This window comes from Planococcus rifietoensis (assembly GCF_001465795.2).
GTDB lineage: Bacteria > Bacillota > Bacilli > Bacillales_A > Planococcaceae > Planococcus > Planococcus rifietoensis.
Genome location: NZ_CP013659.2, coordinates 236,208 through 252,468, shown reverse-complemented (window position 1 = coordinate 252,468; position 16,261 = coordinate 236,208). Strand labels below are relative to the sequence as shown.

Annotated in this window: 16 protein-coding genes and 1 riboswitch; of the genes, 3 read left to right on the top strand and 13 right to left on the bottom strand. The window is 47.5% G+C overall.

Annotated features, from left to right (window positions below; genetic code table 11):
* Positions 1-19: 19 nt before the first annotated feature.
* From AUC31_RS01300 to AUC31_RS01285, 4 genes are all read right to left on the bottom strand, one after another.
* Positions 20-961, bottom strand: a complete 942-nt coding sequence (locus AUC31_RS01300; protein WP_058381750.1) for a sensor domain-containing diguanylate cyclase — start codon at positions 959-961, stop codon at positions 20-22.
* Between the two features lie 217 nt (positions 962-1,178).
* Positions 1,179-2,024, bottom strand: a complete 846-nt coding sequence (locus tag AUC31_RS01295; RefSeq protein WP_058381751.1) for a DegV family protein — start codon at positions 2,022-2,024, stop codon at positions 1,179-1,181.
* A gap of 213 nt (positions 2,025-2,237) precedes the next feature.
* Positions 2,238-3,410, bottom strand: coding sequence for an acyl-CoA dehydrogenase family protein (locus AUC31_RS01290; protein ID WP_058383704.1), 1,173 nt, complete (start codon positions 3,408-3,410; stop codon positions 2,238-2,240).
* Between the two features lie 21 nt (positions 3,411-3,431).
* Positions 3,432-4,259 carry a MetQ/NlpA family ABC transporter substrate-binding protein gene (locus tag AUC31_RS01285; protein WP_058381752.1) on the bottom strand — a complete coding sequence of 276 codons (828 nt, stop codon included), beginning with the start codon at positions 4,257-4,259 and terminating at the stop codon, positions 3,432-3,434.
* A gap of 111 nt (positions 4,260-4,370) precedes the next feature.
* Positions 4,371-4,491: riboswitch (SAM riboswitch) on the bottom strand.
* 601 nt (positions 4,492-5,092) lie between these two features.
* Here AUC31_RS01285 and AUC31_RS01275 point away from each other — a divergent pair.
* The gene (locus AUC31_RS01275) at positions 5,093-5,848 is read left to right on the top strand and encodes an SDR family NAD(P)-dependent oxidoreductase (RefSeq protein WP_058381754.1); all 756 of its coding nucleotides are present in this window, start codon (positions 5,093-5,095) and stop codon (positions 5,846-5,848) included.
* Between the two features lie 82 nt (positions 5,849-5,930).
* On the opposite strand, the gene groL is transcribed toward AUC31_RS01275, so the two are convergent.
* Together groL and groES are read right to left on the bottom strand one after the other, a co-directional pair.
* Entirely contained in the window at positions 5,931-7,562 is a 1,632-nt protein-coding gene (groL, locus tag AUC31_RS01270) for a chaperonin GroEL (protein ID WP_058381755.1), read from the bottom strand.
* 38 nt (positions 7,563-7,600) lie between these two features.
* On the bottom strand, positions 7,601-7,885 hold the full coding sequence (gene groES / locus AUC31_RS01265; protein WP_058381756.1) for a co-chaperone GroES: 285 nt from the start codon (positions 7,883-7,885) through the stop codon (positions 7,601-7,603).
* 196 nt (positions 7,886-8,081) lie between these two features.
* On the opposite strand from groES, the gene AUC31_RS01260 reads away from it, so the two are divergent.
* Complete coding sequence (locus AUC31_RS01260) at positions 8,082-8,852, top strand: CPBP family intramembrane glutamic endopeptidase (RefSeq protein WP_058381757.1); 771 nt, start codon at positions 8,082-8,084, stop codon at positions 8,850-8,852.
* 559 nt (positions 8,853-9,411) lie between these two features.
* Here AUC31_RS01260 and tatC read toward each other — a convergent pair.
* The 3 genes from tatC to AUC31_RS01245 all read right to left on the bottom strand — a co-directional run bounded on the left by tatC (position 9,412) and on the right by AUC31_RS01245 (position 11,141).
* Positions 9,412-10,185, bottom strand: a complete 774-nt coding sequence (tatC, locus tag AUC31_RS01255) for a twin-arginine translocase subunit TatC (protein WP_058381758.1) — start codon at positions 10,183-10,185, stop codon at positions 9,412-9,414.
* 20 nt (positions 10,186-10,205) lie between these two features.
* Positions 10,206-10,418, bottom strand: a complete 213-nt coding sequence (locus AUC31_RS01250) for a twin-arginine translocase TatA/TatE family subunit (RefSeq protein ID WP_058381759.1) — start codon at positions 10,416-10,418, stop codon at positions 10,206-10,208.
* 90 nt (positions 10,419-10,508) lie between these two features.
* Positions 10,509-11,141, bottom strand: coding sequence for a redox-sensing transcriptional repressor Rex (locus AUC31_RS01245; protein WP_058381760.1), 633 nt, complete (start codon positions 11,139-11,141; stop codon positions 10,509-10,511).
* A 131-nt stretch (positions 11,142-11,272) separates the two neighbouring features.
* On the opposite strand from AUC31_RS01245, the gene AUC31_RS01240 reads away from it, so the two are divergent.
* A complete protein-coding gene (locus AUC31_RS01240; RefSeq protein ID WP_058381761.1) occupies positions 11,273-13,216 on the top strand; it encodes an ABC-F family ATP-binding cassette domain-containing protein in 1,944 nt (647 codons plus the stop codon).
* A gap of 364 nt (positions 13,217-13,580) precedes the next feature.
* On the opposite strand, the gene tsaD is transcribed toward AUC31_RS01240, so the two are convergent.
* From tsaD to tsaE, 4 genes are read right to left on the bottom strand one after another with little or no spacing between them, the layout of a single operon-like run.
* Positions 13,581-14,600, bottom strand: a complete 1,020-nt coding sequence (gene tsaD / locus AUC31_RS01235) for a tRNA (adenosine(37)-N6)-threonylcarbamoyltransferase complex transferase subunit TsaD (RefSeq protein ID WP_058381762.1) — start codon at positions 14,598-14,600, stop codon at positions 13,581-13,583.
* Positions 14,593-15,048: a ribosomal protein S18-alanine N-acetyltransferase gene (gene rimI / locus AUC31_RS01230; RefSeq protein WP_058381763.1), complete on the bottom strand. Its 456-nt coding sequence runs from the start codon at positions 15,046-15,048 to the stop codon at positions 14,593-14,595. Before rimI ends, tsaD begins: the two co-directional genes overlap by 8 nt.
* Positions 15,045-15,737: a tRNA (adenosine(37)-N6)-threonylcarbamoyltransferase complex dimerization subunit type 1 TsaB gene (gene tsaB / locus AUC31_RS01225; protein ID WP_058381764.1), complete on the bottom strand. Its 693-nt coding sequence runs from the start codon at positions 15,735-15,737 to the stop codon at positions 15,045-15,047. The genes rimI and tsaB overlap by 4 nt, the downstream gene beginning before the upstream one ends.
* Positions 15,734-16,186, bottom strand: coding sequence for a tRNA (adenosine(37)-N6)-threonylcarbamoyltransferase complex ATPase subunit type 1 TsaE (gene tsaE, locus AUC31_RS01220; protein WP_058381765.1), 453 nt, complete (start codon positions 16,184-16,186; stop codon positions 15,734-15,736). The genes tsaB and tsaE overlap by 4 nt, the downstream gene beginning before the upstream one ends.
* Positions 16,187-16,261: the final 75 nt, after the last annotated feature.

The following is a 16,261-nucleotide window of genomic DNA, read 5'->3' as shown; positions in this document are numbered from 1 at the left end:
AAAATGCATTATTTTGAACTTAATAGAACGTATAGCGGTTCTTCCCTGCTTTTTTCGACTGATACAATGCTTGGTCTGCTTGTTGAAGAAGTTCTTTCAAGTTGCAATCCCCACCGGCCGCATATTGGGCAATGCCGATGCTCGCCGACAGCGTGTAATCGGCTTCCCAATCACTCAAGCTGTTGAGCAGGCGGTTTGCCCATTCACTTAATTCCGTTGCACTGGCTGGTTCGGTAAAACAGACCAGGAATTCATCCCCGCCAAGACGGATCGCCAAAGCATCCGGATGGACGGCGGTAAATCGCTGCAGCTTTGAGGCCACTTCTTTTAATACCACATCTCCTGTGTCATGGCCGTACAGATCATTGACCTTTTTAAAGCCATCCAAATCGAGGAAGAAGACTGCGCCTCCCGCCTTTGAATTTCCTTCGAAAAATCGCGTGAGGAAATGGCGATTGTACAGCTCCGTCAGCGAATCCCGGTATGCAAAGCGCTCGAGATCCAAGTAATAAGTGAACATCCGCACAATCCGCTGCAATAAAGTGATGCTTTTTGTATCGAACTGGCTTTTTTCATCGTTCACCGCACATAAAGTGCCGAACCGCTCCCCATTAATGAAGGAAATCGGCAAGCCCAAATACGAGCGCACATTGGCCGCTTCGAGCTTCTCCTCAAACGCTCCCAATGCATGCCCGTCTTTGACGTCCTCATAGACCAATGGCTGCTTGGTCTTGAAATCGATGCGGCTGCACAGCGAATCCTCCAAATTCAACACCAAGCCCTCCGCTATGGGGATCGCCGTATCGTTCGGCGAATGCTTCAAGATTAGTTGCTGGGCTTCGCTGATGGAGCTCAAGTAAAACAATTGATCCGGCAAAATCTCTTTCGCCAAATCGATCACATCTTCCGCCAGTTCGTCAAAATTCTTATACATTTCCAATTCCCGAAATGTCACCATCATTACGCACCTCAATTAGTGTCAGATTTATTGTTCGCTTTCTTTTGATAAATTAATCTAACAATACGTGTTAATAGCCAATATTTAACTATATTTATTAAAGTTTAACATAGAATGGCAGCCCGTGAAGCTTTCTTCAAAGACAGTAAAACAACAAAAACCCCGGATGACAGCGCATGAATACGCAGCCCATCCAAGGTTCATGGTGATTTTTCCTGATTTAATAACTGACCCAGCTCAAGCCGGTCGTGCCTTCTCCGGCATGGACGCCCACACAGACGCTCAATGGGATGACGTCCACTTTAAGTCCCGAAAATTCCTTCATCAATTCATTTTTCCACGCTTCCGCACCGGCTTCATTATTGCAATGAATGACCGCCACTTCCGGCACCATGCCAGTTTCCATATCCGCGCGCAAGGCTGAATTGACGCTTTCCTTGGCGCGCTTGTTCGAACGGACTTTTTCTTTCATTGTCGTGACGCCGTCAACGAAAGTGATGACCACTTTGATGTTGAGAATATTGCTGAGAAACGCCTGCGTCCCTGACACACGTCCGCTTTTATGCAATTGGTTCAAACTCGATGGAATGAACGATAGATGCGATTTGGTAGTTAATTGATTGATGGTCTCCACGACTTCTTCCGGTTCTTTACCGGCTGCGAACAATTCATTGCCGATTTCGATCATTTTCCCCATCGGGAACGAACCGATTTTCGAGTCGACTGGATACACTTTAAAATCCGCCATCTCGGCAGCTGATTGCGCGCTGTCGAATGTGCCGGACAGGCCGCTCGACAAATGAAGTGCCACCGCAAAATCATAGCCTTCCGCCTGCAGTTTTTCATATAAAGCCATCATTTCGCCAATGGCCGGCTGTGAAGTTTTTGGCGACACTTTCGCCGCTCGTAATTTATCGTAAAATTCTCCCTGCGTCAGGTCGATCGACTCGCGGTACGACCCGTCGTCAAACACGACACTAAGGGGCAATACATAGACATTATGCCTTTGGATGAATGCATCATCCAATTGCGCTGCTGTATCCGTGATCCATGCGATTTTTTTCATTCTAAAAATTCCCCTCTAGATGCGAATTCCATATCGGAAGCAGTTGTCTGCTCTTGTTAACGTACAGGAGGCGCGGCCATAGCGGCTAGTGACAGATGTCACATAAGGAAAAATTAATGTAAGCGCCGACATAATTTGCACTTATATCCGTTATTTCTTTCCAATTATAAAAAGGAAAAAGCCGCGGATCCCTGAAGATCCGCGGCCCTTCACCTATTTAACCGGTTGTTTCGATTTCGCTTTGCCAATCGCAAAATCTGCAAGCGACGGAATGAGCATGTCTTCCATCGGCGGGTTGTGAAGCCCCGCCCGCACATCGCGGTAATAGCGCTGCAAAGGCGATTTTTCCGACAGGCTGTGTGCACCTGCGACGCGCATCGCCAGATCCACGATATCGACAGCTGAATTCGTCACCGCGACTTTCACGGCCCCGAGTTCCGCAGCCATCTGCGAGCGCTGTTCGTCGTCCGATTCATCCCATTGTTTCGCGACGGAATAAAGAAAATGCCGCGCCCGCTGCAACTCCAATTCGATTTGGCCGATCTTTTGTTTCACGTTCGGCAGCTCGATGATCGGCCCGTTCAAGCTATTCGGTGAATAATCTTGCGCAAAATGGATCGCGTAATCCTGTGCCGCTTGGGCGATCCCAAGGTAGCACGCCGGAATATGCAGCAGCCATCCCGCTGGTTGCTTTTTCCCGGGCACGCTGATTTCAACCAAAGCTTTTTCCTCCACATGGACATTCGTCAATACCAAGTCGTGGCTTCCGGTACCGGTCATCGCTACGCTATCCCAGGTTTCGTCGATTGCTATACCGTCAGCCGACCGCGGAATGAGAAAGTAGCCGACTTCTCCGGTCTCTTCAATCACAGCGGTCACGTTGAAGTAATCCAATACCGGCGCCATCGACGTGAACGATTTGCGTCCATCAATGACCCACGAACCGCCAACTTTTCTGGCTGTGGTCGACGGCTTTCCGCCTCTTGTCGGGCTGCCGGTCTGCTTTTCGGTCGCGCAATTATTGATCAAGGCGCCGCGTGCTTTAATGTCATCGAATAAAGCTTCAAGCACCGATTCGTCCCATTTACCGGTCTCGCCCAAATCTTGAACGATGCCCATATGCCAGCCGATCGATAATCCCGTCGACCCGTCCGCGCGGCTAATTGCTTCCTGATAGCGCAGCAACTCAGACAAAGAAATGCCCGCTCCGCCGTATTCTTTCGGAATCGTCAACGCGGGGTAATTGATCGCTTTCAGTTCCTCAAAATTCTCAAATGGAAATTTTCGTTCCAAATCGTTGTGCGCGGCCCGTTCCGTAAACGGCGCGACTGTTTCCTTCAATATGTCCATGCGTTCTTCAAATGTCTTCGCTTTTAAGATATCCATCATTCTTCACCTATCTCCTATCTATTGCGTCCATTCCTCCGTCAAAATGAAGCCGTCGTACTGCTCATTCGACTCGATATATTCCTGGAATTCCTCGGATTCGTAAGCGTCTTTCAAATCTTTCGCCCACTGAGTATCCGCGTTTTCTTCTTCGATCGTCACCACAATCCGATGCTGTTCGGGCGTATTCTCGATTTTCAACGCATCCGTTATCTTGCGGTCCGGCGCATTGGCAATATAATTGCCGTTAACGACGCCAAAATCGATATCCTGTAGCGACACCAGGATCTGCGCTGGGTCTAAGACTTTCAAGTCGAGATCATAATCGGCATTTTCTACTGCGTTCAAATTAAAATCCGTCACGCCTGCATCATCTGACACCGTCACCCATCCGAGTTCCTCCAAGATGCGTACTGCGCGTTCCTGGTTGACCGGATCGTTCGGCAAGCCGACAGTCGAGCCGTCCTTTACCTCATCCAAGGATTGATGATGCACCGAATACAAGCCTTGAGGCGCGCTCGGCACAAAAGCGATCCCCGTCATGTCCATGCCCAATTCCTCGTTGATCCCTTCCATATACGCCGTGCTCTGGAAAATGCTCGCATCGATCGAGCCTTCCTGCATCGCCGGATTCAACTGCATGTTTTGGGAAAAAGTTGTTGTATCCACTTTATACCCTTTCTCCTCCAAAATAGGCAAGATCCCTTCCTTGAATTGCTGCTCATACGTCCCGACGCCAAAGCCGACACGCACTTCTTTCTTGTCCTCCCCTGAAGCTTCCCCGCTATCGCCGCATCCTGCAAGTAGTAACCCAGAAATCCCCAACACACCAATCCAACGCTTGTTCATCTGCCATCTCTCCTTAGTCTTTTTTATTTCGAATGAAACGCTATAATCCTTGCCGCCCAATAGAAAAAGCCCCTCTTCATAAAAAAAGAAGAGAGGCTCACCGTCCGGCTCTTCTCATCTCTCAAATGCTTAGCAGCACCTGCTGGATTTGGCACAGTTTCAAATTGGGCATCCAATCTGTTCCGCTGCCGAAGCTTCAAAGGGCCAGTCCCTCCACTTCTCTGGATAAGAAATTATGTACTCAGAATCAATGCCGAGTAATTTGATATGATTAATACAATAGCAGAGCTTTGATTTCATGGCAATAGCTTGTTTGAAGATCAATTCATTAAAAAAATCCTTTTCACAGTGTGGAAAGGATTTTTAGGCTGTAGAGAAAGTTAAGAAGTCGTATTTTCCGAAGCTTATCGCTCGCTTTCCGTGGGCTCGCGCCCAAGCCTCCTCAGTCGCTTCGCTTCTTGCGGGGTCTCGGTCGTCTCGCTGATCCACAGGAGTCGAGCGAACGCTTCTCCAAATACTAAAATAATCCATTATTTTTTTGATTGTAGAAAAGGTGATCACCTTTTCGATTCATTGTAGATAACGGACTTCATCCTCCTGTGCATCATGTCCAGCTTGCGGAGTTTCCATTAAATATATAAGTTTTATAATTCCTTTGCTGGTAGAAAAATAGTGTATAATCTTCATTTAAGAACTCTCATAATTCCAAATAATCTAAGAAATTCTCAGTTTATAAAATGATGTTTCTTCCACTTCAGGAACCAGCACAATCTCATGAGAGTTTCATTGTTTCTGTACACTTGCTATCTATTCATTTCAATGGAGGGATTCACATGAAGTACACGGTAATCACAGGCGCCAGCTCAGGAATCGGATATGAAGCGGCACTGGCTTTTGCGACACGCGGCAAAAACCTTATTCTTGTGGCAAGAAGGGAAGCCGAGCTCAATAATCTTAAAGAGAAGATTCAAAGCATGAACTCTGAGCTGGACGTCGTCATCAAACCCACCGACCTATCCGAAAGCGAGCAGGTCCATGCACTATACGAAAGCCTCAAAGAATACGATATTGAAACCTTCGTCAACAACGCCGGCTTCGGAAACAGTGCTACCGTCGCTGAGCAGGATGTAACTAAAACGGAAAAGATGCTGCGCGTAAATGTTGAAGCACTCACCACGCTTTCCACTCTTTATGTACGCGACTACGCGGACCAAGAAGGCGCACAGCTCATCAACGTATCATCTGACTTAGGCTACAGACTCGTGCCAAATGCCGTTACATACGCTGCGACCAAATTTTACGTGAGCGCATTTACAGAAGGCCTTGCCCAGGAACTGCAGGATAACGGAGCTCGGTTGAAAGTTAAAATACTCGCGCCATCCATGACCGAAACCGAATTCGTGAAAACGGCGCGGGAACTTGATGACTTCAGCTATGGCGACAATGTGCAAAAGTTCCATACCGCAAAAGAGATGGCACAGTTTATGCTTGAGCTTTACGATAGTGAAAAAGTTCTCGGGAAGGTCAATAGTGAGAGCTATGAGTTTGAGTTGATGGATCCGGTTTTTCAGTATACTTCAAGGAAGTAGAATTCATTGCCCTTGTGATTCAAACACAAAAAATCCCCTCTCACATTATGTGAGAGGGGATTTTTCTAAATGGGCTGATGACTTACATCATGCCGCCCATGCCGCCCATATCAGGCATGCCGCCACCTTGTCCTGCTGGTTCAGGGATGTCGGCGACAACTGCTTCAGTCGTCAAGAACATAGCTGCAACAGATGCTGCGTTTTGCAATGCAGAACGCGTCACTTTCGTTGGATCTACGATGCCTTGTTCAAGCATGTTGACCCATTCGCCTGTTGCTGCGTTGTAGCCGATGCCAACTTCTTCCGTTTTCAGGCGGTGAACGATGATCGAGCCTTCAAGGCCAGCGTTCGTTGCGATTTGGCGAACCGGCTCTTCAAGTGCGCGAAGAACGATGTTGACGCCTGTCGCGACGTCGCCTTCGTGCTGAGCTGCAACTTCCGCCACTTGGTTGTAGACATTGATAAGCGCTGTACCGCCGCCTGCCACGATACCTTCTTCAACCGCTGCGCGTGTTGCATTCAATGCGTCTTCGATGCGCAATTTACGCTCTTTCAATTCTGTTTCAGTTGCTGCGCCGACTTTGATGACTGCAACGCCGCCAGCAAGTTTCGCGAGGCGCTCCTGCAGTTTTTCGCGGTCGAATTCAGAAGTTGTTTCTTCCAATTGGCTGCGGATTTGCGCCACGCGAGCGATGATTTTCTCGGAATCGCCATTGCCTTCAACGATTGTCGTGTTGTCTTTAGAGACAACGACTTTCGCTGCGCGTCCAAGTTGTGCGATGTTTGTGGATTTCAAGTCAAGACCGAGGTCTTCTGTGATCACTTCAGCGCCAGTCAAAGCTGCAATGTCTTCGAGCATCGCTTTTCTGCGGTCGCCGAAGCCAGGAGCTTTAACAGCCACTGCATTGAATGTGCCGCGCAATTTGTTCACGACAAGTGTTGCCAACGCTTCGCCTTCAACATCTTCAGAGATGATGAGGAGCGGTTTGCTTTGCTGAACGACTTGCTCAAGCACTGGAAGGATTTCCTGGATGTTGCCGATTTTCTTGTCAGTGACAAGGATAAACGGGTTTTCAAGAACCGCTTCCATTTTATCGGAATCCGTCACCATGTAAGGAGACTGGTAACCACGGTCGAATTGCATCCCTTCCACAACGTCAAGTTCCGTCGTGAAGCCGCGCGATTCTTCCAATGTGATAACACCATCGTTGCCGACGCGCTCCATTGCTTCTGCGATCAATTTGCCGACTTCCTCGTCGCCTGAAGAAATCGCCGCTACTTGCGCAATCGATTCTTTGCCTTCGATTTGCTGGGAAATGGACTGCAATCCAGTGACTGCGCTTTCCACAGCAAGTTCGATGCCGCGGCGGATGCCCACAGGGTTTGCGCCAGCTGTGACGTTCTTCAAGCCTTCGCGGATCATCGCTTGTGCTAGAACTGTCGCAGTTGTCGTACCGTCACCTGCGATATCGTTCGTTTTGGAAGCAACTTCCGCTACGAGTTTCGCGCCCATGTTTTCAAACGCGTTTTCAAGTTCGATTTCTTTGGCGATGGTTACGCCGTCGTTTGTGATAAGCGGCGTGCCGAATTTCTTCTCAAGCACAACGTTGCGCCCTTTTGGCCCAAGCGTTACTTTGACTGCGTCCGCTAATTTATCTACACCTTGCAGCATCAAGCTGCGTGCATCTTCACTGAACTTAATATCTTTTGCCATGATTCGGTTCCTCCTATATAAATAGAATTTATGCTTATTTAGCCGACAATCGCAAGGATGTCGTTTTCACGTAAAATTAAGTATTCTTTGCCTTCGTATTTCAATTCTGTGCCCGCATATTTCGAAAAGACGACGCGGTCTCCTTCAGTTACGTCCAGCTCTGTGCGCTGTCCGTTTTCACGGATAAGTCCATTCCCTACCGCAATCACTTTGCCTTCCTGCGGCTTTTCCTGCGCCGTTCCTGGCAAGACGATTCCGCTAGATGTCTTTTCTTCCACTTCGACGAGCTCAATGATGACACGATCTCCTAATGGTCTTAACAATTGAAACACCCTCCTCAAATTAAATAGCTTCTAGTCGTTTAGCACTCTCTGTCCTTGAGTGCTAACCCATAGATAAGTTTAATAAAATCTTCAGTTAATTGCAAGCAGAAACCCTAGAGCGTTTTGAATTCTTTGCGCCTTTTTCCGTTAAGCCCTACAATAAAAGGAGCACGTGAAAAGAAAGGAATTTGACTACATGACCTCAACCGATAAAACCGCCTCTTCCCAGAAAGCGAAAGGGTATAAGCGCAAAAATATGCGCACGCCGCTCCTGGTCCTGCTCGTCTTCGTAGCCGTTCAACTCATGCCAATTCTCTTTATCGGCCCGACGCTCGGCTATTTCCGCGACCAAGGACTTGACGATGCCACGGCCCGCGCTTCGACGTCTGGCTGGCTGATCTTCCTGACGATGGGCGTCGGCTTTTTAGTTACAATGATTCTCATCTTGCGCGACCGCAACTTCTTCAATATTTGGAAAGGCAAAAAATCGAGCCTCCCCGCGGCAATCGGCTGGGGCGTCCTCGGCTTTCTGTTGTTGATCATCGGGCAATCGATCGCTGCCATGATTGAAATGGCGATCGGCATCGACCCAGGATCCGCCAATACACAGACACTCGTTCGAATCGCTGAAGTCGTGCCGTACGCGATCATCGCGGTCGTCCTGTTCGGCCCGATCCTCGAAGAACTCGTCTTCCGCCGGGTCGTCTTCGGCTCCTTGAACCAAACGATGAACTTCTGGATCGCCACGGCCATCTCGGCACTCGTCTTCGCACTCGTCCATCTCGAGTTCACGCATCTCCTGCTCTACTTCACGACCGGATTGATCCTGGCAGCCCTTTATCAGCGGACTAAGCGCATCATCACCCCGATCATCGCGCACATCCTGCTAAACGGCTACGTCATGCTCATCCAGCTCAATATGGACAAGATCGAAACCTTCATCAAACAAATGGAAAATCTGCAATAACAACTAATCGCCGCTCCTTTAATGGGACGGCGGTTTTTAATCTCTATAAGAGAAGAATAAGAAGATACCATAGTATTGAAGGTGGCACCAACTGGCTGAGAAGTAACTTAATTGTTAAGAGCGTTATTAAAATAAATGAAGCAAGTCTGCCTATTGGTTGAATATTAATTCCACCAGCCGATACATTTTGCAAAGGCCGAGACTATCTACACATATACTATTGAGAGCGTGACAAAATGTCCGTTTCACTCTAAAACTATCGACGGAGCAAAAGGGGCTGACGCCTGTGGGACTGAGCGAATGAATAAGTGAAGAGAAGCTGAGCTTATTCATTTGCGACATATCTGCTTGTAGGTATGTCGCAGGGGTTTCTTTGTCACATCGGCTCACCACCCGCCCTATCCCCGGGCAGTTGAAAACGCGACGTCCTGTCGCTTCAACTGCATGACCCGCATCCTGCGGGCCCCAAGCGTGCCCCTGGAGCGCAGTCTCCTATTACCAAAACTTTCCCCACTCAAACTGTTTATACATTTCATTCCAAACAAAAAACCTCCCGCCATCATTTCGGCGGAAGGTCTTCTGTCTGTTCTTCAATTGCCTGCTGCTGTTCTGCCCGCAGGAACTTGCGATATCCGATGCGCGCAATGACCACACTGAATTCATACAACAAGATCAGCGGCAATGTCACGATCATATGGGAAATAATATCCGGCGGTGTAATGAACGCAGCAATCGTCACCAGCGCCAAATACGCATACTTCCGGTACTTCGTCATCATCATCGGCGTCAAAATACCGAGACGCGTCAAAAACAGCATCAACACCGGCAGCTGGAAGATAAAGCCGAACGGCAAAGTAATTTGGAACAAAAACTGGAAATACTCATTGATCCCGATCGTCTCCTGAATATCCAGGTTCTCCGAAATATTGAGCATGAACCCGATAACATACGGAAACAGCACCAAATAGGAAAACGCAATCCCGCCGATAAACAGCGACAAGGAAAACGGGATATACCCAAGCGTCACTTTTCGCTCCCTGTCAGAGAGTCCGGGGCTGATGAACGCCCAAAATTGGTACATGATCAATGGCGACGTGATAATCAATGCCAAAATCATCATGACCTGCATATATATCTTAATCGGATCGGTAATTTTAAAAGCGTTCAGCGTCAAATTCCGCGCCTCTTCGCTAAATTGCAAATAGCGGATCAGCGGCTCGGCGAGAAAGAATCCCGCAATGAGCGCGAACAGAAAGAAAACGACTATCAAGGCCAGCCGTTTTCTGAGTTCACCTATATGTTCAACTACCGTCATTTCATTTTGTTGGTTCATCGGACAAACATCCTATCGTGTTACTTGTGCTCGTCTTTCTTGTCTAGATCGTTTTTCTTTGTTGCTTCGACTTTTTTATCATCTTCGTCGTCATCTGCCAACCCTTTTGTGGCGTTTTTGAATTCGCGTAGGGAAGAACCGAATGCTTTGCCTAGTTCCGGCAATTTTTTCGGGCCGAAAATCAGCAACGCGACAATCCCGATGATGATTAAACTTAGTGGACCTGGAGCCATATCAGACACCTCCTGTAGTATGCTTCTAGTGTACATGAAACGCGGCCCGTTGGCTATTTCCAAAGGCCGTTCAAATGTGAAGGTTTTATGTTAATCATGCTTGATCTGGTAGATCAAAGTTTGCAGTTCAACCGACAAATCGATCGTCTGCACACGGATATGTTCAGGTACGGAAATGCGCACCGGCGTGAAATTGAGTATGCCTTTAATGTCCGTCTGCGCGAGCCGGTCGGTGACTTCCTGTGCCGACCGCGATGGCACCGTCAAAATGACCACTTCCACACCGTACTGCTTGATTTTCTCTTCAATCAAATCAGGATGGTACGTGTCGATGCCGCTGATCTTCTTGCCTTCATGGGGGCTGTTCGTATCAAAGGCGAGGATGATTTTCGTGTTGTGATTGCGATGAAAATTGTATTTTAGAAACGCGCTGCCGAGGCTTCCGACACCGATCAAGGCGACATTTGTCGCTTCGTCCTGGTCAAGCGTCTTGCGGAAAAATGCCAAGAGCTCCTGTACATCGTAGCCATAGCCTTTTTTGCCGAGTGCGCCAAGATGGGAAAAATCGCGGCGAATGGTCGCCGAATCGATTTTCATCGCTTCGCTCAACTCCTGCGAGGAAATGCGCTTTTGTCCAGCATTGGCAAAATTCTGGAGAAACCGGTAATACAAGGGCAGCCGCTTCGTTGTCGCTTGCGGTATTTTATGGGATTCGTCAAGCATGGGATCGCTTCCTTCTGAACTGTTGTCAAATCGTATCAATCTTACATGACAGGCCTTGATATGTAAAGGCTTGCGTAATTGCGAAGCGCACGCCCATCAGCTACACTTAAGAAGAATAGAGGTGACCCTAAATGATCGTATTGCAAGTCAATCAAATCCATAAATCATTCGGTGCCGAGGAAATCATCTCAGGCGCCAAACTAGAAGTCCAGCATCGTGACCGGGTCGCACTTGTCGGCCGCAACGGTGCCGGAAAATCCACATTATTGAAAATCATTGCCGGTGAAATGTCTTACGACAGCGGCGATTTGATCATGCCGAAAGATTTAACGATCGGCTATTTGGAACAGCAAACCGACTTGAATTCCGACGCCACAGTATGGCAGGAAATGATGAAAATCTTCGCCCATTTCCGGGACCAGGAAGCGAAACTGCGTCACCTTGAAGCGGCGATGGCCGATCCTGATGTCTACAACGATGCCGAACGCAATGCCAAAGTCATGCAAGAGTATGATCTCCTCCAAACCCATTTCAAAGATGCCGGCGGGTATCAGTTCGAAGCCGATACGCGCGCGGTCCTGCATGGTATGAAGTTCTACGCGGAAGACTATGAAAAGAAAATCACTTCCCTGTCAGGCGGCCAGAAAACCCGCCTCATGCTGGCGAAGCTCCTGCTCGCAAAGCCTCAGCTCTTGATCCTCGATGAGCCGACCAACCATTTGGACATCGAAACCTTGAGCTGGCTCGAAAACTATTTGAAGAATTACCCGGGCGCTTTGCTCATCGTCTCGCATGACCGTTATTTCCTCGACCAAGTCGTCACGCTCGTCTACGAAGTGTCGCGCAAGAAGGTCCGTAAATACACCGGCAACTACAGCCGTTATTTAAGTGAAAAAGCGAAACAATATGAACTCGACCGCAAACATTACGAGAAAGAACAAAGCGAAAAAGCCAAACTCGAAGACTATGTCGCCCGCAACCTGGTCCGTGCTTCGACGACGAAAATGGCGCAAAGCAGGCGCCGTGTGCTCGAGAAGACCGACTGGATGGAAGCTCCAGAAGGCGACGAAAAATCAGCGCGCTTCGGTTTCGACATCCAAAAGCAAAGCGGCAATGACGTCTTGAACGTCCAAGCCTTGTCTGTCGGCTATGGCGACCGGCCGGTGTCGAATAACATCACGTTGAAACTCTACCGCACCGACAGCCTCGCACTTGTCGGGCCGAACGGTGTCGGTAAATCGACGCTGCTCAAGACCATCATGAAAGAATTGCCGGCACTTGCAGGTGATATCCATTACGGCACCGGCATCCAATTCGGCTATTACGACCAGGAACAGGCAAACTTAAAAGGCAATAAGCTCGTCCTCAACGAATTATGGGACGACTACCCGCATGTAAATGAAAAAGACATCCGGGGCATCCTCGGACGCTTCTTATTCACTGGAGACGATGTCTTGAAGCCAGTGTCGACTTTATCCGGCGGTGAAAAAGCCCGTGTGGCACTCGCCAAGCTCATGATGCAAAAAGCCAATGTCCTGCTGCTCGATGAACCGACCAACCATTTGGATCTCGACAGCAAAGAAGTGTTGGAAAACGCCTTGATCGACTATCCAGGCACACTGTTATTCGTTTCCCATGACCGTTATTTCATGAATCGAATCGCCACAAAAGTGGTAGAACTGTCCCGAGACGGCACCACCGAGTACTTGGGCGATTACGATTATTACGTCGAGAAAAAACTCGAAACTGAAGAACTCGCGGCACTCGATGCACTCGAAGCAAAAGCGAAACAGCCGGAGATCCAAACGTCTGCATCCACTTCTCAAATCGATAAGGAAGCCAAAAAGCTCGAACGCCAGTTAGTAAGGAAAAACACCGAAATCGAACAAGCGATGGAATCGTTCGATGAAGAAATCGCAGCGATTGAAGAACAATTGTGCGAGCCGGATATTTTCCAGGACCATGAACGCGTTATGCCGTTACAATCGCGTCTTGAAGAGCTCAAGCAATCACATGAAGAAGCGATGGCCGAATGGCTCGAACTGCAAGAACAACTTGAAGAAATGAATTCCTGACCGCATACTGGGTATGCGGTTTTTCATTTCCCTACATATAGGTCAATACCATTTCACGAAATAAATATTTCCACAGATTTGTACACATTAAAAGAGTTGTAAAATCAACTATCAACAGAGTTATGAACATTATCAACAGGCTAGTTTTCTTTTATCCACATAGTTTTCCACCTATGACTCCACAATATGTAGGAAATCCACTGTTTATCGATAGGTTGTTAACAGCTTATTCACAAATTGTGCATAAGTACAAATGTTCTCTATTGACAGAAAATACATTTCTATGTCCTTGTAAGATTTGGATATTATTCATAAAAAAAGAAGCATTGCCGCAATTCTCAATAAATTGCGGCAATGCTATCAGTTAAATCCATGAACTCAAAGGCATGCCTGGGCGCCCATTCATGGCCATATCTCCGGTTAAGCCTTTTTCATACATAACCGTTCCAGCCGCTGCAATCATCGCTGCATTATCTGTACAAAGCGGCAGCGGTGGAATAAAGAAGGGGATATGCTCTTTTTCAAAAGTCTCACTCAGCGATTGGCGTAAGCCTTTATTGGCTGCCACACCACCGGCTGCAATCACTTGTCGAACGCCAAATTCCCTTGCTGCACGTAGAGTTTTTGCTGTTACGACTTCCACGACACTGTTTTGGAATCCTGCGGCAACAGCTTCTGGTACGGGTGTTTCCCCGCGCTGCTTCATATTATGCATATAATTCAGCACAGATGATTTCAATCCGCTAAAGCTAAAGTCATAAGATCCTTCTTCCAGCCAAACCCGCGGAAAATCGACTGCTTCCACGCTTTGATGCGCCAACCGGTCGATATGTGGCCCCCCAGGATATGGCAAGTTTAATGTTCGCGCCACTTTGTCGTAGGCTTCTCCTGCGGCATCGTCCCTAGTTTCTCCGATTACTGTAAAATCACCATGTTCTTTCATGAGGATCAGCTCAGTATGCCCTCCTGAAATGACCAATGACAAAAGCGGAAACTCCATTTCTTGCTCCAGTCTATTCGCATAGATATGGCCTGCGATATGATGAACACCTACTAGCGGCAAGCTATGCGCAAAGGCAAACGCTTTTGCTGCATTAACACCAACTAGCAAGGCTCCGACTAAGCCCGGTCCTTCTGTAACCGCCACTGCAGACAACTCGGATGGTGTTAGCTCCGCCTGTTGCAAGGCTTCTTCAATTACAATTGTGATTTGCTCGACATGATGTCTCGATGCAATTTCCGGCACAACGCCACCGAAGCGCTTATGGCTCTCAATTTGCGATGCCACCACATTGGAGATGATTTCTGTCCCGTTTTTTACGACTGAAGCTGCTGTTTCGTCGCAACTCGTTTCTATTCCCAATACATAAATGTCTTTATTCATCGAAATTCACCCACATAACTATGGCATCTTCCTGATTATCCGTATAATAACCTTTTCGGATGCCACCATTTTGAAATCCTAGTTTCCTATATAAATTAAGCGCAGCTATATTGCTAACACGTGCTTCTAATGTCATCAATTTCGCGCCTTGCGCTTTTGCAGTTTCTATTGCTTCTTTCATTAACGCTTCCCCAAACTTCTTGCCCCGTTCTTTTGGTGAGATGGCAATATTCGTAATATGTGCTTCGTCCATGACAAGCCACATGCCACAGTAACCGACGACTCCTTCTTGCGTTTCAGCCAACACATAATAAGCAAATTCGTTTTTCAGCATCTCTTGCTCAAACGCCTCTTTTGTCCAGGCTAGCGTAAACGATTGTTTTTCAATTTCATAAACTTCATTTACATCATGTATAGTCATTTTCCGGAATGTCACTAATTCGCTCATCGGCTTTTTCCTTCATCCGTTTTTGCAAGATTCGCTTCCGCCTCTGTAATCCGGCGATATTCAGGAACCGTGTGGTGTACTTCTTTCGCTTCTTCAGTCGCTGCCAAAGCAATCAAATTCGATGCTCTTGGCAGTCTATTTTGGTACGGTGCAAAATAGGCCAAGTCCCCAACCAGTTCCTCAATTATTGAACGATGAATTTCAAGGTCAGTCCCTGTGAACAAAACAGGTTGTCCATGTGTACGGACTTGTTCCAAAAACGTCTTGAAGTCACTATGGCGATCTGAAAGGACCGTTGACAGCTGACGCCCATCATAAAGTGCAGTAAAAGCGGTACCGCGTCTTGCATCCATTACAGGGCAAATCAGACCATTAAATCCCTGTCCGTTCGCTGCAAGAACCTTCAAACTCGATACAGTGGTCAACGGAATTTTCAACGACCATGCGAGAGTTTTCGCGATTGTCAGGCCAATTCGAACCCCTGTGTAGGATCCAGGTCCTTCTGCAACCACAATTCCTGTTAAATCACCTGGATTAATGTTAGCTTTTTTCATTAAATCCTCTACTGCAGGCATAGCAGTTAAGGAATGATTGATCTTTAGATTTTGAGTTTCTTCTATTAATACTGTGTCGTCTTTCACCAAAGCAATAGCTAGCGGCGAATTTGACGTATCGATTCCTAAAATCATTGCATTAGCTCCCTGCATAAGTTTTCGTAACGGACACCATGCGGCTGAAACTCCACTTCACGCCCCTCTTCAGACAAGCGACGAATGACAATGTCCAGGCGTTCTACCGGCAAATAATCCTCAATGAACTGAGCCCATTCAATCACCGACACAGCTTCTTCTGCAAATAATTCATCAAAACCGATATCTTCATCACTATTTTCCAACCGGTATACATCAAAATGATTGAGGTTTAATCGGCCTTCATATTGCTTAAGGATAGTGAAAGTCGGACTATTGACCGTTCGTTCGATGCCGAGCCCTTTGGCTAATCCTTTAGTAAAAGTCGTCTTGCCTGCCCCTAAGTCACCTTCCAATGTTAGGAGATCTTGAGGCTGTAAAAGCAAAGCCAATCGAATGGCAAGTTTCTCTGTCTGTTCCGGCGATTGCACTGTAATCGTAAAGCTCATGTCTCTTCACCTCGTTTAAGTCTTTTCATAGTTTAGCGGAGATAGCCGTGCAAATCAAAATATATTGTTTCCATA

Coding starts and splice junctions, on each gene's coding strand:
- AUC31_RS01290 (WP_058383704.1), bottom strand. CDS start 3,410: ATGGATATCTTAAAAGCGAAGACATTTGAAGAACGCATGGACATATTG.
- tsaE (WP_058381765.1), bottom strand. CDS start 16,186: ATGAGCTTTACGATTACAGTGCAATCGCCGGAACAGACAGAGAAACTT.
- tatC (WP_058381758.1), bottom strand. CDS start 10,185: ATGAACCAACAAAATGAAATGACGGTAGTTGAACATATAGGTGAACTC.
- AUC31_RS01245 (WP_058381760.1), bottom strand. CDS start 11,141: ATGCTTGACGAATCCCATAAAATACCGCAAGCGACAACGAAGCGGCTG.
- AUC31_RS01240 (WP_058381761.1), top strand. CDS start 11,273: ATGATCGTATTGCAAGTCAATCAAATCCATAAATCATTCGGTGCCGAG.
- AUC31_RS01260 (WP_058381757.1), top strand. CDS start 8,082: ATGACCTCAACCGATAAAACCGCCTCTTCCCAGAAAGCGAAAGGGTAT.
- AUC31_RS01300 (WP_058381750.1), bottom strand. CDS start 961: ATGATGGTGACATTTCGGGAATTGGAAATGTATAAGAATTTTGACGAA.
- tsaB (WP_058381764.1), bottom strand. CDS start 15,737: ATGATTTTAGGAATCGATACGTCAAATTCGCCGCTAGCTATTGCTTTG.
- groL (WP_058381755.1), bottom strand. CDS start 7,562: ATGGCAAAAGATATTAAGTTCAGTGAAGATGCACGCAGCTTGATGCTG.
- tsaD (WP_058381762.1), bottom strand. CDS start 14,600: ATGAATAAAGACATTTATGTATTGGGAATAGAAACGAGTTGCGACGAA.
- AUC31_RS01275 (WP_058381754.1), top strand. CDS start 5,093: ATGAAGTACACGGTAATCACAGGCGCCAGCTCAGGAATCGGATATGAA.
- AUC31_RS01285 (WP_058381752.1), bottom strand. CDS start 4,259: ATGAACAAGCGTTGGATTGGTGTGTTGGGGATTTCTGGGTTACTACTT.
- rimI (WP_058381763.1), bottom strand. CDS start 15,048: ATGAGCGAATTAGTGACATTCCGGAAAATGACTATACATGATGTAAAT.
- AUC31_RS01295 (WP_058381751.1), bottom strand. CDS start 2,024: ATGAAAAAAATCGCATGGATCACGGATACAGCAGCGCAATTGGATGAT.
- AUC31_RS01250 (WP_058381759.1), bottom strand. CDS start 10,418: ATGGCTCCAGGTCCACTAAGTTTAATCATCATCGGGATTGTCGCGTTG.